This window comes from Mesorhizobium sp. M0772, assembly GCF_040320135.1.
Taxonomy (GTDB): Bacteria; Pseudomonadota; Alphaproteobacteria; order Rhizobiales; family Rhizobiaceae; genus Mesorhizobium.
Window position 1 is genome coordinate 1 of sequence record NZ_JAMYPB010000059.1, and the last position, 17,855, is coordinate 17,855.

At 58.9% G+C, this 17,855-nt stretch carries 19 protein-coding genes and 1 pseudogene; 8 read left to right on the top strand and 12 right to left on the bottom strand.

What is annotated here, in order from left to right:
• Window positions 1-32: 32 nt before the first annotated feature.
• The gene (locus NKI06_RS26995) at window positions 33-683 is read left to right on the top strand and encodes a hypothetical protein (protein WP_352987662.1); all 651 of its coding nucleotides are present in this window, start codon (window positions 33-35) and stop codon (window positions 681-683) included.
• Window positions 684-830: 147 nt separating this feature from the next.
• Here NKI06_RS26995 and NKI06_RS27000 read toward each other — a convergent pair whose 3' ends face one another.
• The 6 genes from NKI06_RS27000 to NKI06_RS27025 all read right to left on the bottom strand — a co-directional run bounded on the left by NKI06_RS27000 (window position 831) and on the right by NKI06_RS27025 (window position 7,642).
• Complete coding sequence (locus NKI06_RS27000) at window positions 831-2,462, bottom strand: ABC transporter ATP-binding protein (RefSeq protein ID WP_352987663.1); 1,632 nt, start codon at window positions 2,460-2,462, stop codon at window positions 831-833.
• Complete coding sequence (locus NKI06_RS27005) at window positions 2,452-3,228, bottom strand: ABC transporter permease (protein ID WP_352625198.1); 777 nt, start codon at window positions 3,226-3,228, stop codon at window positions 2,452-2,454. The genes NKI06_RS27000 and NKI06_RS27005 overlap by 11 nt, the downstream gene beginning before the upstream one ends.
• Before the next feature lie 104 nt (window positions 3,229-3,332).
• The gene (locus tag NKI06_RS27010) at window positions 3,333-4,379 is read right to left on the bottom strand and encodes an ABC transporter permease (RefSeq protein WP_023696782.1); all 1,047 of its coding nucleotides are present in this window, start codon (window positions 4,377-4,379) and stop codon (window positions 3,333-3,335) included.
• An 86-nt stretch (window positions 4,380-4,465) separates the two neighbouring features.
• Window positions 4,466-6,073 (bottom strand): ABC transporter substrate-binding protein, encoded by a 1,608-nt coding sequence (locus tag NKI06_RS27015; protein ID WP_023816773.1) that lies wholly within the window; start codon window positions 6,071-6,073, stop codon window positions 4,466-4,468.
• Between the two features lie 121 nt (window positions 6,074-6,194).
• Complete coding sequence (locus NKI06_RS27020) at window positions 6,195-6,548, bottom strand: Rieske (2Fe-2S) protein (RefSeq protein ID WP_023690448.1); 354 nt, start codon at window positions 6,546-6,548, stop codon at window positions 6,195-6,197.
• Between the two features lie 11 nt (window positions 6,549-6,559).
• Window positions 6,560-7,642: an amidohydrolase family protein gene (locus tag NKI06_RS27025; protein WP_031194312.1), complete on the bottom strand. Its 1,083-nt coding sequence runs from the start codon at window positions 7,640-7,642 to the stop codon at window positions 6,560-6,562.
• 129 nt (window positions 7,643-7,771) lie between these two features.
• Here NKI06_RS27025 and NKI06_RS27030 point away from each other — a divergent pair, with 129 nt between their 5' ends.
• From NKI06_RS27030 to NKI06_RS27040, 3 genes are all read left to right on the top strand, one after another.
• Window positions 7,772-8,629, top strand: coding sequence for a LysR family transcriptional regulator (locus NKI06_RS27030; protein WP_023690450.1), 858 nt, complete (start codon window positions 7,772-7,774; stop codon window positions 8,627-8,629).
• A gap of 210 nt (window positions 8,630-8,839) precedes the next feature.
• A complete protein-coding gene (locus NKI06_RS27035; RefSeq protein ID WP_196814936.1) occupies window positions 8,840-9,796 on the top strand; it encodes an FAD-binding oxidoreductase in 957 nt (318 codons plus the stop codon).
• Window positions 9,797-10,861: 1,065 nt separating this feature from the next.
• On the top strand, window positions 10,862-11,593 hold the full coding sequence (locus tag NKI06_RS27040) for a hypothetical protein (protein ID WP_031206149.1): 732 nt from the start codon (window positions 10,862-10,864) through the stop codon (window positions 11,591-11,593).
• 1,568 nt (window positions 11,594-13,161) lie between these two features.
• Here NKI06_RS27040 and NKI06_RS27045 read toward each other — a convergent pair.
• The 3 genes and pseudogenes from NKI06_RS27045 to NKI06_RS27055 form a co-directional block, all read right to left on the bottom strand.
• Window positions 13,162-13,464 carry a DUF1330 domain-containing protein gene (locus NKI06_RS27045; protein ID WP_023670645.1) on the bottom strand — a complete coding sequence of 101 codons (303 nt, stop codon included), beginning with the start codon at window positions 13,462-13,464 and terminating at the stop codon, window positions 13,162-13,164.
• 194 nt (window positions 13,465-13,658) lie between these two features.
• Window positions 13,659-13,961, bottom strand: coding sequence for an exopolysaccharide production repressor protein (locus tag NKI06_RS27050; RefSeq protein ID WP_245262001.1), 303 nt, complete (start codon window positions 13,959-13,961; stop codon window positions 13,659-13,661).
• A 547-nt stretch (window positions 13,962-14,508) separates the two neighbouring features.
• A pseudogene (locus NKI06_RS27055) lies at window positions 14,509-15,046 on the bottom strand (VOC family protein).
• Between NKI06_RS27055 and NKI06_RS27060 the strand changes: the two are divergent.
• Genes NKI06_RS27060 through NKI06_RS27075 form a run of 4 tightly spaced genes read left to right on the top strand, consistent with a single transcriptional unit; the run spans window position 14,957 to window position 16,380 of the window.
• Window positions 14,957-15,151, top strand: a complete 195-nt coding sequence (locus NKI06_RS27060; RefSeq protein ID WP_023694062.1) for a hypothetical protein — start codon at window positions 14,957-14,959, stop codon at window positions 15,149-15,151. The pseudogene NKI06_RS27055 and the gene NKI06_RS27060 sit on opposite strands and share 90 nt — an antisense overlap.
• A gap of 7 nt (window positions 15,152-15,158) precedes the next feature.
• Window positions 15,159-15,785, top strand: coding sequence for a LysR family transcriptional regulator (locus NKI06_RS27065; RefSeq protein WP_023690457.1), 627 nt, complete (start codon window positions 15,159-15,161; stop codon window positions 15,783-15,785).
• Window positions 15,691-16,059, top strand: coding sequence for a LysR substrate-binding domain-containing protein (locus NKI06_RS27070; protein ID WP_081727382.1), 369 nt, complete (start codon window positions 15,691-15,693; stop codon window positions 16,057-16,059). The genes NKI06_RS27065 and NKI06_RS27070 overlap by 95 nt, the downstream gene beginning before the upstream one ends.
• A gap of 42 nt (window positions 16,060-16,101) precedes the next feature.
• Window positions 16,102-16,380, top strand: a complete 279-nt coding sequence (locus tag NKI06_RS27075; RefSeq protein ID WP_023670652.1) for a hypothetical protein — start codon at window positions 16,102-16,104, stop codon at window positions 16,378-16,380.
• Window positions 16,381-16,489: 109 nt separating this feature from the next.
• Here the strand turns inward: NKI06_RS27075 and NKI06_RS27080 are convergent, their stop codons facing one another.
• The 3 genes from NKI06_RS27080 to NKI06_RS27090 all read right to left on the bottom strand — a co-directional run bounded on the left by NKI06_RS27080 (window position 16,490) and on the right by NKI06_RS27090 (window position 17,852).
• On the bottom strand, window positions 16,490-16,678 hold the full coding sequence (locus tag NKI06_RS27080; RefSeq protein ID WP_245261925.1) for a hypothetical protein: 189 nt from the start codon (window positions 16,676-16,678) through the stop codon (window positions 16,490-16,492).
• Entirely contained in the window at window positions 16,668-16,892 is a 225-nt protein-coding gene (locus NKI06_RS27085) for a hypothetical protein (RefSeq protein ID WP_023690459.1), read from the bottom strand. The genes NKI06_RS27080 and NKI06_RS27085 overlap by 11 nt, the downstream gene beginning before the upstream one ends.
• Window positions 16,893-17,477: 585 nt before the next feature.
• The gene (locus tag NKI06_RS27090) at window positions 17,478-17,852 is read right to left on the bottom strand and encodes a class I SAM-dependent methyltransferase (protein ID WP_023815939.1); all 375 of its coding nucleotides are present in this window, start codon (window positions 17,850-17,852) and stop codon (window positions 17,478-17,480) included.
• Between the last annotated feature and the right edge of the window lie 3 nt (window positions 17,853-17,855).

The following is a 17,855-nucleotide window of genomic DNA, read 5'->3' on the forward strand; positions in this document are numbered from 1 at the left end:
GCAATCTCAGAACGCAGGTCCGAGACAATCCTTTGCCGGTCACCATGGTGGGCGCAGGTCTGGCCTGGCTGATGTTCGGCAGCGGTACCTCAAACGCCGCCCACCGTTCGGCTGGCTATCCATTGCCTTCAGCGCCGGGACGACATGATGCAGTAGGGGAGCGCGGCGGCTTGGGCGGCACGCTCTCCGATGCCGCGGAATCGATCTCCTCGAGCGCTACCAGCGTCGGCGACACCATATCGAGCACCGCAAGAGCCGCTGCGGCGGGTCTGACGGGAAGCGCTGCCAATGCAAGCTCGACGACTGGGGACATGGCGGCGAAAGCCAGCCGCTCCGCGCAAGATCTGTTGGAGGATCAACCCTTGGCCGTTGCGGCCGTCGGTCTCGCCATCGGCGCCGCTATAGGTGCAATTCTGCCCCATACCGCAACGGAGGACGAGCAACTAGGCGCCTATGGCGACAAGCTTCGCGATTCCGCCGAAACTTTGCTCGACAGGGGCCTCGATGAGGCCAAGCAGGTCGCCGCCGACGCCTATGAGACCATCAAGCAGGAAGCTGGCCGGCAAGATATGGAAGCAGACACGATAGCCGATCAGCTCGGCGAGATCGTGAAGTCCACAGCAGACAAGACCGAGCATGCCGTGCGCGAACGTATTTCCGATACGCCTCAGCGTCAAACCTAGCCTGATGGTCCTGGATCAGCGATAGACGGTTCCAGAAGGCGTGCATAATAGTCGCGCTGATCGCTGCGCGTGGAGCTCGATCATGCCCTTCAAAGCACGTGGAAGATGGGCGGACGGGGACTTAATTCCTGACCACCTTGCAACCTGTCAGATTTTCCGACTGGCCAGCAATCTTGTCAGCCAGTCAGGATCCATTTCGGGAACAGAGGACAAAAGCCGTTCGGTGTAAGCGGCATGCGGAGGTGTGAGAACCACGCTCTTCAATCCCTGCTCGACGACTTTGCCGCCGTGCATGACGACAATCTCGTCTGCTATCGCGCGCACCGTGGCAATGTCATGGGTAATGAAGATGTAGCTCATCCCGAGTTCACGCTGTAGGCGCATCAGAAGCTTGAGGATCTCCTCCTGCACAATTTGGTCGAGCGCGGATGTGATCTCGTCGCAGATGATAAGCTCCGGTTCGGCGGCCAACGCCCGCGCAATGCAGACGCGTTGTTTTTGGCCACCTGATAGCTCGCCAGGTAGACGTTCCAGAAAATCCTCGCTCATCTCGACCATGTGCATAAGTTCGCTTATCCGGCGATCTCTCTGCGCGCCTTTGAGGCCGAGGTAGAATTCGAGTGGCCGCTCTAAGACTTCTTCGACCGTTTGGCGCGGATTAAGGGCGTTGTCGGGCATTTGATAAATCATCTGGACGCGACGCAGGACCTCCTTCGGCCGCGCCTTCAGGCTCTTCGAAAGGAGCTGGCCTGCAAAAGAAATCGAACCCGAAATTGGCGGCAAGAGGCCGGTAACGACTCGAGCGAGCGTCGATTTTCCAGAACCGGATTCGCCGACCACAGCCACTGTTCTTCCGCGCGGAACCTTGATGGAGACATCCTGGAGCACCTTGACACCTCCGGCATAAGCCGCGGTGACGTTGTCTATCGTCAAGAGATAGTCATCGGCTGGAACTTCGGGCTTGGCGAGCTTGCGGACTGCCCAGAGCGTCCTCGTATATTCCTGGCTGGGGGAGGCCAGCATCTGGCGTGTGTCAGCCACCTCCACGGTAACTCCGTGTCGCAGAACCATGATGCGATCCGCCATTTGCGCCACCACCGCCAGGTCATGCGTTACGTAGATTGCAGCAGTACTGAATTCCTCAACGATGTTGCGAATGGAGGCAAGGACTTCAACCTGCGTGGTCACATCGAGCGCCGTTGTTGGCTCGTCGAATATTATGAGGTCCGGTCGACAAGCCATTGCCATCGCTGTCATGGCCCGTTGCAACTGCCCGCCTGAGACCTGATGAGGATAGCGAAAGCCTATGCTCTCGGGTTCTGGGAGCTGAAGACGCCGATAAAGATCCACGGCGCTCCGGTTCGCCTCTTCCCGGCTGACGATTCCATGCGCCACCGCGGTTTCGATGGTTTGTTCCAAAAGTCGATGTGCCGGATTGAAGGAGGCCGCCGCGCTTTGCGCGACATAGGCAATGCGGGAGCCCCGGAGACGACGGCGCCCCTTTTCATTGACTGCCAGGAGATCAATCCCGTCGAACAGGACCGAGCCCTGTGTGATCCGGCAGCCCGGTTTGGCATAGCCCATTGCGGCAAGGCCAATGGTGGACTTGCCGGCGCCTGACTCGCCGATTAGGCCAAGAACCTCCCCCCGCTTCAGCGTAAGATCGATCCCGCGGACGATGGGATGCCACTGTTCGTCCGAGGATCCCTCCACATGCAGATTGCGGATTTGCAGTAGATCCTTTCCTTTTTCGCGTGAGCCTGGATCGCTACTTTTCATCCCGCAACCCGCTTGTTGCGTGCAGGTACCAGTCCACAACGAAATTTACGGATACGGTAAGAAGAGCTATCGCGCCGGCCGGAAGCAGCGGCGTGACATCGCCGTAAGTGATCAGGGTTGCGTTCTCGCGCACCATTGATCCCCAATCGGCCGTCGGCGGCTGAATACCGACTCCGAGGAACGACAGCGCCGCGACTGTCAGGAACACGAAGCAGAATCGCAAGCCGAACTCGGCGACCAGTGGAGGCATGACATTGGGAAGGATTTCATTGGCGATGATCCATCTCGGTCCCTCGCCGCGCAATCGCGCCACCTCGACATATTCCATCACGGCCACGTTAAGCCCAACGGCGCGAGAAAGCCGAAAGACACGGGTGGAATCGAGAAGCGCAATGATAACAATCAGGCTGGTGATCGACGAGCCGAAGATCGACAGAAGCACCAGCGCGAAGATCAGACTCGGGATCGACATCAGCACGTCCACCGCACGCGACAAGATCTGGTCGAGCCACCCCCTATACAATGCGGCAAGGAGGCCGAGCGACACGCCTACCGCGAAGGAGAGCAATGTAGTCGCGACCGCGATAGCGATGGTGTTGCGCGCACCGTAGATCAAGCGGGTGAGCATGTCGCGGCCGAGCTGGTCGGTTCCCAATTTGAATTCCTGATTCCACGGCGCGAAGGCTTCGCTGAAGACCTGCGTCTCGCCATATGGGGCTATCCAGTGCGCGAAGACCGCAACAAGGACGTAGCCAACGATCACCACGATGCCGAACCATGCACTAAGCGGTGCCTTCTTCAGCGCTGTTGTCGCCCGGCTGGCACGCGAGCGCCTCAGCCTCTGAACCGCCGCGATAGATTGGGATCTGGTCATCGTGGGTGCAAGAGCCTGGGGTTGGTGGCGATGGAAATAATGTCGGCCAGCAGGTTGAGAAGGATGTAGGTCGCGGCGAAAATCAGGGCACAGGCCTGGACAACCGGAACATCCCTGGATTTTACCGCATCAACCATCAGTTGGCCGATCCCGGGATAGACGAAAACGACCTCGACCACGACCACTCCGACGATGAGATATGCCATATTGAACGCCACGACAGTGACGATGGGAGCCCAGGCATTGGGCAGGGCATGCCTCAGCACGATCACCATCGGGGACATTCCCTTGAGGCGCGCCATATCGATGTAGGGGCTTGCGAGCATGTTGATGATGGCCGCTCGGGTCATGCGCATCATGTGGGCCACGATCACGAGTGTAAGGGTGATTGCCGGCAGCGCCACTTTCCAGAGGTGCTCCCAAAATGGGGTCTGATCGTTCACATTCGACAATGTCGGAAATTTGGGAACCGCATTGAGTGCCCAGGTCAGTGAGATACTGAGCCAATGGGGCAGGGATTGAGCGAAATCGGATGCAATGAACGTGTCGCGCGAGATCACCAGGTAGGCGAGCATATAGGCGACGAAAAACTCCGGGAACGAAATAGTTGTCAGTGTCACGGCATTCACCAGCCGGTCGAACCAGCCGTTGCGGTACAGCGCGGCGAGAATGCCAAGCCCAAGCGCCAGCGGAACCGCTATCAGCGCGGTCACCGCTGCAAGAAACATCGTATTGTAGAGGCGTGGCGCGATGATCTCGGCCACGGTACGCCGATATCCGGTGCGGCTCGCGAACGAAGAGCCGAAGTCGCCGTGAAGCATTTGCGCGACCCAGACGAAATAGCGCTCGACAGGCGGACGATCGATGCCGATTTCCCGCTGAAAGGCGGCGACCGTTTCGGGCGTCGCCGACTGCCCGAGCGTGGCCTTGGCGAAGTCGCCCGGAAGCACCGCGATGGCAGAGAAGATGATGATGGACACGATGAACAAAGTGACCAGGCCGAGGCCAAGGCGCTGCAGAACCGTTCTTGCGACGGGGTTCATGTGAGTGCCGTCTCCCTTGGGCGGCAGTCCTGCACTCGGAGCAAGCCGACCGGAGCCTCACAACCATCGTGGCCCCGGCCGCCTTTTCATGCCGTGGCGATCCACCAGCGTTCGGCCATTTTCAGTCCATCGTTCTCCCAGTTGGGCGCCACTTCGCCATGTGCGAGCTTTTTGGATTGGGCGCTGACGAAATTGTTGAAGACCAGCACGATGCTGCCGCCATCGTCGTGGGTTAGTTGCTGCATCTCGGCATACATTCCCGCTCGCTTGGCCTCGTCCGTCTCGGCCCGCGCCTTAACAAGCAATTCGTTGAAATGGGGATTTTTCCAGAACGACTCATTCCAGCTGGAGTCCGCGGCGAAGGCTTGCGTGAACATCCAGTCGGCCGTCGCTCGACCGCTCCAATAGGATGCGCACCAGGGTTTCTTGAGCCAGATATTGTCCCAATAAGCGTCCTCGGCCTCCCGCACGACATTGACGTCGATGCCGCATTGGGCTGCCGTCTCGCGAATGAGCGAAGCCGCATCCACCGCGCCTGCAAAAGCGGCATCGGCGACCGAGAGATCCACCTTCAGGTTCTCCATTCCGGCCTTTTTCAGGTAGTGCTTGGCTTTTTCCGGATCGAAGTTGTGTTGCGGTTGCGGATCCTTGGCGAATTTGATCGCTGGCGCGATCGGGTTGTCGTTAGCCACGGTGGCGTGGCCGAGAAAGATCTTGTCGACGATTTCTTGGCGATTGATCGCCCATTTCAATGCCGTTCGCACGTCTGGATTATCAAACGGCGCCATCGCGGCATTCATCGGCAAGGTATAATGTCCGTAGCCGGTGACCTCGACGATTTCCACCTTCGGATTGCGTTTCAACATGCCGAGGGTCTTGAGGTCGGCGCGGCCGATATAGTCCACCTCGCCCGTCGACAAGGCCGCCATGCGAGCGGCAAGATCAGTGATGGCGATGAATTCCACCTCGTCGAGATAGGGCTTGCCGTTTTTGAAGTAGTTTGGATTGCGCTTGAGTTTCGCCGAAACGCCGGGCTGGAAATTCTCAAGGAGGAAAGCGCCGGTGCGAACCCCTGAAGCCCAGTCCGCCTTGCCGTCCTTGGCTGGCATGATGACCAGATGGTAGTCACTCATGATGTAAGGGAAATCGGCGTTGCCGCTCTTGAGCGTGAAGACCACCGTTTCCGGGCCGTCGGCCTTGATCCCGGCGACGGACTCCAACAGCGACTTCGCCGCCGATTTTGTGTCCTTGCCCATGTGATATTGCAATGACGTCACGACGTCATCCGCCGTCACAGTCTTGCCGTTGTGGAAGGTTGCGCCTTTGCGCAGCTTGAAGGCCCAGGTCTTGGCCCCATCCGAAGATTCGAAGCTCTCGGCGAGGTCCGGTTGGACATTGCCTTTGGCGTCGACCTCAGTGAGGCTGTTGGATAGCGAGCCCGAAAACGCGGTTTGTGTGAACGTATCGGGGTAGCCGGCCGGATCGATTGAATCCGTCGTCGCGCCATGAGCCATGCCGAGCTTGGCGAAGCCGCCGTGCATCGGTTCGGCACGCGCCTTGGCGACGAAGAGCGTGTCGGCGGCGGCGACCGTCAGGCCTGCGGCTATCCCAAGATGAATGAAGTCGCGGCGGGAAACTTTGCCGCCACCGACCAGGCTTTGCGCGAGACCAAGCTTGTATTCAGATTCTGACATTTGACTCTCCCATTGCGGAGTTCTCCGCGTTATTTTTTTCAAGCACCTGCGAACAAATCTGCTAGTTGGCTTCGGCCATCTTTCTTCGAATTTTTCCAATCCCAATCGGCTTTTGGGCCAATCAGGCCGTCACATAGATGCTGCCGGCTTCGACGGTGACTGGAAATGTGCGAGCGCGAATGGACGGATCGACCAAGGCTTCACCTGACTTGATGTCGAATTCCCAGCCATGCCAGGCGCATCGAACGATCTCGTTTTCGCGATGATAGATGAATTGCGCTTGTTCAACGGGCGCGGTTGTCCCGCATTGCGGTCCCTCGCAAAGTGGAGCGCCGCGGTGCGGACAGACATTCAGCAGCGCGTGGAATGAATCTCCGATGCGGAAAATCCCGACCGAAAGGCTGCGGATCTTGGCGATAAACGGAGATCCTGTTTCGATCTCGTGGACGCGGCAGATATATGTCTTCTCGGGCATCGTATGCTTCCTCAGGCAGCATTCGCGGCTTGCGCACGGGGGATGCGTTTGTAGACTTCCAACGCATTCAGTCCCATGATCTTGCTCTTCCAGGCAGGAGGGATTTGCAGCGTGTTGGCATCGTCGTAATCCCAGTGCGGATAGTCCGACGCAAACATCAGCGTGTTTTCCCCGTCCATCGCTTCGAGCGTGGACCAGAGATGTTGGATGTTTGCAGGTTGCTCCAGCGGCTGCGTGGAAAAGCGGATGTTGCGCCGGCAATATTCCGATGGCAGCATCTTCAGCCATGGCGTCTCTTTACGCAGCGCTTTGTAGTCGGCATCCAGGCGCCACAGGACCGACGGAACCCAGGCGACACCGCACTCGATGATCACGAAGTAGAGGTCCGGCCACTTCTCGAAGACGCCATGGGCGATCATGCTTGCCACGTGCGACATCGCGGACATGTGCAAAATGGCATGCGTTTCCCAGAAGAATGTCGTGGGCGCAGGCGCAATGGCAGTTGAATTCACGCCGCCATGCCCGCCCAGATGTATGGCGAACGGCAACCCTACTTCAGCGCAAGCTTCGTAGATCGGATGGTAGAACGGGTCTCCATACGGCTTGACGGACCCTTGGGAAGCGAGAACCTGGACCATACGCGGATGACTGCCCAGACGGCGTATCTCGGCGGCAGCGAGCTTCGGATCCTGTGGTGCGATGATGATCGAACCCATGAAACGATCGTCTTTCGGCAGCCATTGGTTGATCTGATAGTCATTGTAGGCGCTGACCAGGGCGCTGGCATAGTAAGGATTGGCGAGGGTCGACGCCTCGATCGGCTCATCGCCGGTGAGGATCGCCACGTCGACTTTGTACTTGTCGAGGTGCTTCTCTTTCATGATGAGATAATTGTCGGCTTCCGTCTTCGGACGGACGTCCTTGCGGGAGAAGTCCTGCGGATGAAACCAGGGGCGATGGCCATGCGGAAATGCGCCGACTGGACCTGTTTTCTCGCCCTCGGTGAACATGTCTTTCCACAAGCCGGAAAGGTATGGCGTCAACACGGTGGCGCTTGACCAGTAATTGTGACAGTCGCAATCAACTATGAACACTTTGTTCCGCTCCGTGGCCCGTCCCGGCGGTGCGCCGGCCGATGATCTGGTGCAGCTTCCCCCTTGAGTATTGTTTGATCAAGCTTATGGTAGGCAGGAACATGATCGAATTTTTCGATCGGGATTTCCATGCAGCTTGATCACATCGAAACCTTTCTCGACATCATCGAATCGAGAAATTTCAATCGCACCGCAGATCGGTTGGGCTTAACCCAATCGACAATCAGCACCCGCATCAAGAACCTGGAGAGCGCAATCGGATCTGAACTGTTCCAACGCGGACGCGCCGGGGCAGAGCCGACTGCCGCAGGGCGCCGGTTCGAAGCCTACGCAAGATCTCTGGTATCCACTTGGTCGCAGGCTCGCCACGATGTCCGGGCCTTCAACCGTTTCGAAGGCACCTTGCGCGTTGCCGCCCAAGTGGGCATGACCCGCTCAGTCCTGCCCGGGTGGGTCGAAACCCTGTGCCAAGCACTTCCGAAGTCCTCAATCCATGTCGAGTCGGATTATTCGAACCAGATGGTCAGCGACCTCAGCATGGGAAACCTGGATATCGCGGTGCTTTATGCCCCCCGCTACTTGCCTGAGATCGCATACGAGCACCTGATGGTCGAGGAATATTTAATGGTTTCGACTGCCGCCAGAAACCTGTCGGACGTCGATCCCGACACCTACATCCGCCCAGGCTACACCGTCGTGCTGGAGAAAACGCACGCAGAGATGCTGGCTCAATTGGCGATCTGCCGACTTTCGACCGGATCGGAAGCTCTGGCGGAGATCATGCTCCGGCGAACGGGCGGCACTTGCTACATGCGCAGCGATGATGCGCGCAGGTTTACCGGTGAGATTCCATCGTTCCTGGTCGAAGGAGCGCCGACCTTGCACCAGCCAGTCCATACGGCGATACTGGCACGCCGCAAACACGAACCGATCATTCGCAAAGGCATCCGTGCTCTCCATCTCGCTGTTATGTCGCTGGAGGTTTAATCGATATTCCCGATCATAACGCTGGGATAATATTGCTGTTCAGCGGGGTAAGAACTGGCATGTTCGCTCGACCTAACGCCGAGCCGCACGATGAATGCATACGCCTCCATCCAAGCCTCAGATGTCGTGCCCACCATGCGTCAGCGGCGATGGGCACAAAAGACGCGAGATATAGTGCTCTGCCGTCGCGTGATAGACGAGACGCACGATGTGAAAACATTTGTTCTCACATCTGCCGCTGGTCGGATGTTCTGCTTCAGCGCGGGCCAGTATGTTCTCGTGCACCTCAGGATCAACGGCGCCACAATAACGCGCGCCTACTCGGTATCGTCACCGCCGACGCGACCGCTTGATCTTCAGATCACCGTGAAGCGAACGCAGGGCGGGCTCACTTCCAACTGGATCCATGACCATTTGACGCCGGGCAGCGAGATCGAGATCGAAGGGCCGCTCGGTTCGTTCAATCTGGATAAATTGCCGTCGGAGAAACCTGTTTTCCTTTCGGGCGGGAGCGGCGTGACTCCGACCATGTCAATGCTGCGTGCGCTTACAGACCGCGCAGACGACAGGGAGATCCGCTTCATTCACAGCGCGAAAACCCCAGGCGACATCATCTTCCGAGCGGAACTGGAAGCACTTGCCGCTCGCTTTCCCAATGTTCAAGTGACTTTGGTTTGCGGCCAGGGAGGTCCCGCTTGGACGGGTTCAACCGGCCGAATTGATGGTCGGATGCTGCTGAGCCTGGTTCCCGATCTTCAAAAGCGCACTGTTTTTGCCTGTGGGCCCGAAGGGTACATGAAGACGGCACGCGCCTGCCTTGATGCAATAGGCTTCCCGCCAGCGCAGTATCACGAGGAGAGTTTCGGAGGCAGCAATGGTTCTCGGTCGGAATTGGGCTTGGCGATTTCGTCTTCGGTCCGTTTTGTCCGCTCGGGTGTGGAGCATCGCTGCGCGCCCGGAGAGACCCTGCTGGACGCGGCGCGGAACTGTGGCGTCTACATCCCAACCGCCTGCCAGCAGGGCGTTTGCGGAACGTGCCGAATAGCCAAACTATCCGGCGAGGTTACCATGGACGATTTGGGCGGACTGAATGCTAAAGAGAAATCTGCCGGCTATGTCCTGGCATGTTGCAGCCGCCCGCGAGGGACGGTTTTGCTCGATGCTTAGCTCGGCGTTGTTGACTGTTGGAAGATTCCGTCGGCGCACGCATCGGCGTCAGGGTCTAACCCAACGGCTCGACGCTCGAAGCTGTCAGTCCGTTATCGGCCCCCAAATGAGACGTTGGAAGCATTGAGGGCAGGGGACAGTTCGTGGCGCAAACGAGATAGCAGCTCCGAGTAGTCATCGCTGTTCGCGAAACGGTCGATTTCTGGACATCGCAATGTCGGGTATGGACTAACGCGCTATCTCGGCTCGAGGACCCATTCAGGTACGCGCCTGATATTAGGTATTGAGCATAGATCCGTGCGTCCCGGAAAGCGGACGCGGCACGATCCGGGTTAGGCGAGTAAGATACGCTCGATGACGGCGGCGCGCGCGGGAACGTCGCAACCAAGGATGAAGCTGTTGCTGGAGTCGAGCGGGCATTCACGCGGCCATGCCGGAGCAGATCGGCGCTACGACGGCCCAGCAGCCTTTGTCGCGGGGGGTTGTGTGCGTCAAGTTCTGCAAAATGGGGCAACCATGATGCTGGTCCTGCGGCTTGGCGCAGAGCGACCAGCGATCGCCATTTCCGATGCCAGCGCCTAAGCCTTTTATGAGACCTAAGCGCAGCTTGCCGGCCGCAGCATGGTCCCAATTTGGGACGAATAGTTTGGCACCCATATTGCACCCACATCTTTCGCCGGCTGATCCCCGGTCCTGATCGCGTACTCTGATCAGGTGTAAGGCTCGCCGGGCTCGAGGTTGTTGGGGTCTTCGCCCGGCGAGTTGTCTGCCAATGCGCAGTCACAGCCACATGGTGACGCCATACTCCGAAATGCCGCAAGCATTCCGCGGTTGTGCATCGCCCGACCAAGGTCGATCGGTATGGGACTTCAGTCGCGCTAAAGGGCGATACGGTCTGCGACTCCGGATTTTTTGCTAGATTTCAGAGGGTTACAAAGCGCTTCGCAGTCGTCAGTCGCTCATTGCAACAAGCATTTATCTAAAGTTCATTCAGTCGAATTAGGAAACTCTTATAAGCCGCTCTATAACGAATCGGCGAGGTGGCTATTCGCCTGAGGAGGTACCATGACATCCCGAAAAACCCTTTTGGCGGCGCTTGCCGCGCTTGCGCTAGTGACCGCTCCTGCTTTCGCTGGTGCGGGTGGAAACGGTGGTGGTCACGGCAATGGTGGTGGTCACGGCAATGGTGGTGGTCACGGCAATGGCGGTGGTCACGGCAATAGCGGCAAGTCCGGCAACAGCGGCGGGAAGTCCGGCAACAGCGCTTCGCACGGCAAGTCGGCATCGGCTCACGCCGGAAAGAAGGCCTCGGGCGAAGACCAGGTCGCCGTCGACGACATTGAGGTCGCCGCGACGCCTAAGGACAAGAACATTCACGCCAAGCTTGGCCGGCTGAACTCGCTGCAGCGCAACATCAACGCTTATATGAACTCCAAGAGCAAGAAATTCGCCGGCATTCAGGCTTATGTGACAGCTTCGGCTGCCGCCAAGGGCGCCCAAGCCGCGGTAGATGCCGCCCAAGCGGAAGTCGACGCGTTGAACGCCAAATTGAACGACCCGAATACTCCGGCCGACCAAGTCCCGACCCAGGAGCAGATCGATGCAGCGCAGGCGGCGCTCGATGCCGCCAATATAGCGGCGGCCGATGCTGCTGCCGCCGTCCCATCGCTGGATGACGCGCTCGCCGATATGGCCAACAAGCCGGTCGACGCCGAGGTCACCGAATGGGCCAACAGCGTGCTTGCCGAGAAGATCGACGAGATGGCTTCCAAACAGGATCCTGCGCCAACGCCGTAAGACCGGTCACCGCTGAAACGACCCTAGTCGAACGTGCAAGCCGCCGGGTCACACCCCCGGCGGCAGGGAGACGACGAGCTTGCCACCTTTTCTCCTCTTTGAGGGCGACCCCTAAACAAGCGGAGTCGCTACCGACGCGTAGGAACAAAAGTGCCGAAATACCGTCTGAGGAGATCGCAGCCGATGCCGTGACGGCCACCCACACCGTCAACGCGAAAACTCCGATCAGGGCGGCGCGCGAAGCGGCGGAACGCGAGGTCATTCTACGCCCGGCCACATCTTCGAATACAGCTCAGCCTGTAGGGCGGTCCATACCCGGCTGGCCGCGGCTCACGCTGGTTTCTTGAAACGCACCATGCCGTCGACCTCGATGCGCAAGTTCGACTATTGACCCGGACCAGGGTTCTCTCGGTCTGTTTGAGCGAGGGGGGAAGCAATACGATTTCCTGGGCGTGCCGCTTGAGGCGTTTGTCGCGTTCAAATCTGCCCCACCAAGGGCCGCTATTCAACAATCACATCCGCAACCAACTATGCATTCCCGCTCGCCCAAGAAAAGGCTGCAGGCTCCTTGGACGATTAAGGGAGGTTCTTTCAGAAAAACGGCCCGCGCTGATCGAAGGGCGCGGGCCGGTCCGTTGCCGCCGGTCGGCAGCGGGAGGCATCCATTCCGGCCGGTGCAAACCGGCCCCTCCCGCCACAATTAGCAACCTTCGGCAGTCGTTTTCATCTGTCCAGGGGCTGCGGACTTGGCACTGGTGTCATCCTGTTGACCAGGAGCGGCCTGCTTAGCACTGCCACTCTGCTGGCCGGGCGCACAGTCCTTCGCTGAGTTCGAATTGGTCGACTTCGTTGTGGTCGAATCCGTGTTGTTATCTGTCGTCGGCATCGTTGTGGTAGTGGAGGAGCCACTCGACGTCGTCCCTGTTGTCCCTGTCGTCCCCGCGAACGCAAGCCCGCTGGAAAGAGCCATCATGGCAGTGGCAAAAAGAAGCCGTTTCATTCTTCATCTCCTAATGGCAAGTAATGTCCCTTCCATTCGATAACGGGGGATGCGAAGGATCGGTTCCAACGCGACCTTGTCTTGACCGGCAGCTTTGGGGCGGCCGTTAGCGGACTGGCAGCCTTCACACGGCGGATCTTCGGTAGCTGACATTCCGGCTAGCGCGGACATCGCCTTCCCCATGGGCAGAAATTAGTCTCCTGGGGCCCGCCCACGTTTCTCTCAAGCCACCGATTTCATGGCCGACAGGTTATCACGATGTGTCTGAAGGTGGAGAAGCTGATCGTCGCCCCTTGGTTGTGCAGCCCTTCAGCCGTGGGCCAACCTCCGAACACCCTTGAAAAAGAACTTGAAGTCGTCCCGCACCAGAGCGAACGTCTTCGGATGATCGGGATAACACGGCGGTCACGAGACACCTGTTCCCGCGTCTTTTGCTCGCTCGCCGGCGCAGCGGCAAATTGATCATAGACGGTACTAAGTGGTCTTGCTGCTCCGGCATCTCGCCGTGAGGAAGAAATGACGCTGAGGATGCCCAACTGTCGTCGGGTCCGCTGGCCGCGCTTATGGGTCACGCCGCAGGCGTTGCAATCCCTTCTAAAGCGATGATCCTGGTGTTAGCGGAACGTTTGCGGATCTCGATCAGCCGGGCGTATTCCGGCGAATTATACCAGCCCATCAATGACGCCATGTCGGGGAATTCGACAATGACCAGTCGGTGTGGATCCCAATCACCTTCCAAAACCTTGGTGGCGCCACCGCGGCCCAGGTACCGCCCACCGTACCGCTCTTCGGTAGCGGGAACGTCCCGCCGATATTCCTCGAACAAGGCAGCGTCTTTTACGTCTACATCCGCTATCAGATAGGCAGCCATCTGTGTTTCCTCCTTAGACCCCGCTCGCCCTCCTCGGCTTCGGCGTCGTCGGTCCGCACCCTAACGACGATCTCCGTGGCGACATCCAGCGCCAGCGCGCTTTTCGATGATTGTTGGCGCTGCCACGGCTTTCCTTCTTTCGCATGGTTCGCAAAGATTAGCATGATCGCTGCTCTCGTGTCTGGCGGTCTCCCTCAAAGCGTCATCGAGCGCCCTTCAGATGAGACACCGCCGTCTCGACAGGTAGGCTCGGCAGGGTTCGGTATTTCTTCGGTTCTTTTCAACCAAAGCTTGTCGAAAAGCGCGAATGAAAATAGGAAATATGCAACCTGAAAGATGATAAAAATCAGCAAGGTCCATGCAAGGGACTTCCAGAACGAATCGGTTGCTAGGTAAGTCCAGGTCGCTACCACGGTCGACGTGGCAAACATCCCAATCAGTAATCGCGGAAAAACATCATGTTCAATGCCGCCCATAGCTGGACCGACCGGTCTCACGTCTACTCCCCAGAAGAACGTAAGGTTTCACTAAATTAGTAATTGCGCAAGCACCAATGGCCAGAACCAAACCTTCCGAACAGCTTTCCCGGGCTGAAATCGAGCGCTTCCTGGCGGCAGCCGAAGCGCTGCACAAGAGCATATTCGGGTCGCTGTGCGTACCACAGCGAGCATGCCAAGCTCTGTGAGGTCCATCGACCCCTTTTGAAGGCGATCGAGAACATCACCGGCCACAAGGCGCAGTTCATCCAAAGGAACGGGACAGGGCCGTCTCAGCCGCGCGGGAGCCGTCTGGCTAGCCGCCGGTCAAGTCCTATAAGCTCGGATGCGAAGCTTCGCTTCTCTTCCCGCAGGGTATTGCGATGCATTTTAAGCGCTTGAGTTTGCCGACGGTCTTCTCGAAGCGTACACTTTAATACCTGGGGTGGCGAAGCCCGCCAGCCGAGTGGTTGCCCTCCGCTCGCAGCCAACCGGCTCCGTGGCTCGGTGAATGGCTAGCACTGTCGCAGCAGTCCTCCGAACGCAGCCCGCCATGGCGGTGGCCGGCTTAGCAGTCTGATGCCCCCTCGCGGGCGAGATTGTCCACGTCGAGCGGATTGCTGACCAGTTTCAGCGCGCCGTCCGGGTTGCGCGGCCATTCCGCTTCCGGGCGATCCCAATAGAGTTCTACCCCGTTGCCGGGGATCGCGCACATAGATCGCCTCCGAGCCGCCATGGTCATTCGCGCCGGTGAGCGTCACCCCTGCTGCTCGCAGGCGGCGCAGCGCAGCCGCCAACGCCGCCCGTGTCGGATAGAGAAAGGCGACATGGTGTAGGCCCGTCGTGCCAATCGGGGGCGCGGCGCCGCCGCGGCTTTTCCAGTTAGTGAGCGCCAGATGATGGTGATATCCGCCCGCCGCGAGAAAGGCAGCCTCCTCGCTTAGCGACATGGTGACGCCGAACCCGAGGGCACCGCAATAAAAGGCTAGCGATCGCTCGATGTCGGCGACGTTGAGATGGACGTGACCGACCCGAACGCGCGGGTTGATGGCATATTTTTCGACGACGCTGGCGGCGTCATTGGGATTGATCGATTGATCGTTCATGGCCTCCGCTCCCCTGCTGGCGATTTCCACAAGCGAAATCATCGCGCAAATGCATTGCCCGGAAAATATGAGATGACTGGAATGAGCATCCCGTTTTCTGCATAATCCGGGAATGCGCATCGACGAGATATGTGTCTTCATCAACGTCCTCGAGGCAGGAAGCTTTGCCGGCGCGGCGCGCCGTCTCGGCATGCCTGCAACGACAGTGAGCGCCAAGGTCGCGGCCCTGGAGCGACGGCTCGGGCTCTCGTTGATCCAGCGCACGACCAGAAAGCTGCGCGCTACGCCCAAGGGCCAAGCCTATTTCGAGCGGTGTCGCATCGCGCTGCGAGAAATCGAGACCGTCGAAGCTGAGCTTCGCGCAGAGTCGGCGGGGATGGACGGACAGCTTCGGCTGACGGCGTCAGTGGATATCGCGCAGACGCTTCTACCGCCTGTTATTGCAGCGTTCCGTAAGGCTTATCCGGCGGTCGCCGTTGATCTCGTCGTCACCGACCGCGTTGCCGATCTCGTCGCCGACGGCATCGACCTCGCCGTGCGCGTCGGCCCGTTGCGCGATTCCAGCCTGATCTCACGCGCTTTCGTGACGGGTCCTTCAGGACACTTCCAAGGCCTACCTCGGCCGCCGGGGCACACCTGTCTCACTGGAGCAACTCGAACATCACGATCTAATCGCCCTCAGCAAGGCATGGGCGCGACCGCTGCCGATGCTGGCGGGCGACCGGAAGATCGGTGTTGACCTGACAGGGGGCCTCACCTGCGATGATCTGCTAACGGTGAGGGCGCTCGTGGCGATAGGATTGGGCATCAGCTTTCTTCCAGGCTATCTCGCCCATCAGCTCGATCTGGTGCGGGTACTCCCCGAACTGCGTTCACCGTTTACCGGCCTATTCTTTGCTTATCCGGCACAGAAGTGGGCGCAACGACACCGGTCGCACCTGGTGCAGATGTTCGACAGCTCCGTGGTGCGCGGTCATGTCTCGGCGGTAGGGGCAAAAGGGCCTAGGCGATAAGATAGGTATTGCCCTGCGGAATCGGGTGGGATTCTAACTGCGATGACACACGAATTGCTTGCAGACGACGGTTGGGCCGAGACGATTGAGCTTCTCGGCGGCGAAGATTTGCTTACGCGGAGCGCCCGCGAGACGAAGGCGTTCCTGCGTCCGCAGGGCGTTCAATCGGCGCCCGATTTGTTGCGCCTGACGCGCGGCGGCTTCTCGACCAAAATCCATCTGAAGACACCTAACGCGTTCATTGGACAGCGACCCATTACTTGGCCCGCCGGCTCATGTTGGCGGGCTTTTTTGCGTCAGTCGGGAACAACCTCGCTCTGAGGCTGTTCGGTCACACCCGGCTCGTTCTTCAGCGATTCCTGCCGGTGACCAAGATGTCCTCTCCACTCGTCATGGTCGGCCCGCGCAGCCTCGGAAGCAGGCGCGGGCCTCATTCGCCGTCATTGCTGTGTGCTCGGTGCGCAACCGCTTCTTTGAATGCGCGTGCTGCTGCATCGCAAGCGACACGTGAGGAGCCGTTCACGGACAGGATGATTTCGGCTGCCTTCACGGTCAAACCGTGTTTTTCGGCGAACTCTGCGGCTGTGTATGCGAGTTTTGTTTTTTCGCTACTCCGCATTTCTGACTCCATAGATCTCTTGCGCCTCGTGCAAGCTCTGTCGGGCCTGTTGCAGTGATCGATGCAAGTTCGCCAGCAATTCGTCGGCGTCGGCCGTCGGACTGCCTTCGTGATCCAGTAAGCCGACGATAATATCCTGCTTGGAAACGATGCTCTCGTTGTGAACGAGTTGGCCCATAAAATATATGAGCCGGCTCTGTGCCGGTGTGGGCATGGGCCTTCTCCCTGGTCGGGCGAAAGCCTGATGATCGCTCCCAAGCGCCTCGTGCCTGTTTGTTTTTGATTTTTCGAGGCGACCGCAGCAGTGTGCGCTCGTTAGCAGGCCATGGCAACCGGCCAGGCAATTGCAGCATCCACGCTGCGCACGCCGCCCTGACCGCGCGTGCCGGCCCCTGGCGTCGCTCGGCCGCTACTTCAGTGTTTCCGGTTGACAATCGTGGTCGGCGCACCGCATTTTCGCATTGAGGGACAAACGTGGGGAACCCTGCATGAAGAAGCCTTATCAGAAGCCGGAACTAAAGAAGCGCGAGAAGCTCTCGGCCGTAACGGCTGTGTGCACGCCATCAACCTGCACCGATGAGTGAGAACCTTTAGGCCCAAGGCGCTTTGCCGAAATTCGCTAGAGAGGGACTGCAGTGAAGAAAGAATACAGCAAGCCAGTACTGACCAAACGTGGGCGTCTCAGCGCAGTGACGGCGCAATTGGCACCCAGTGTTGAACCCAGAGGAGCCTAGGCAAACCCCTGCAACAAAGCCAGTTGGCTTCGGCGGCGGGCTTTTCCGCTTCCAGGCGCCGAAACTTATCTTCGCGTGCCTGTCACAACGAGCCATGCGGTTTCCGTGCTCGGTCTCCGCACTTCAGGGTCGCTGAACCCTGCATCTCGCAAGGCAGCAATGACCTCATCCGGCTCGCGAGGTGTAAAAATGTCGGCCGGCATGTTCATCCTGTCCATATGCGCCTTCGGGAGGAAGCCAAGCACGACGCGACCGCCTGGTTTGACGCGAGCGAGCTCTGCGGATCCAGCTCTAAGGCTTTGCCAGAAGTACACTGTGTGGACGCTGAGAGCCTTGTCGAATGTGCTATCCGGCAAGGGCAAGTCCTCGACTAGCCCGATTCGGAACTCGGCTCGTCCGCCGCGCACTGCATCGGCGAACCGGCGGCAGGCAGCGTTCACGAC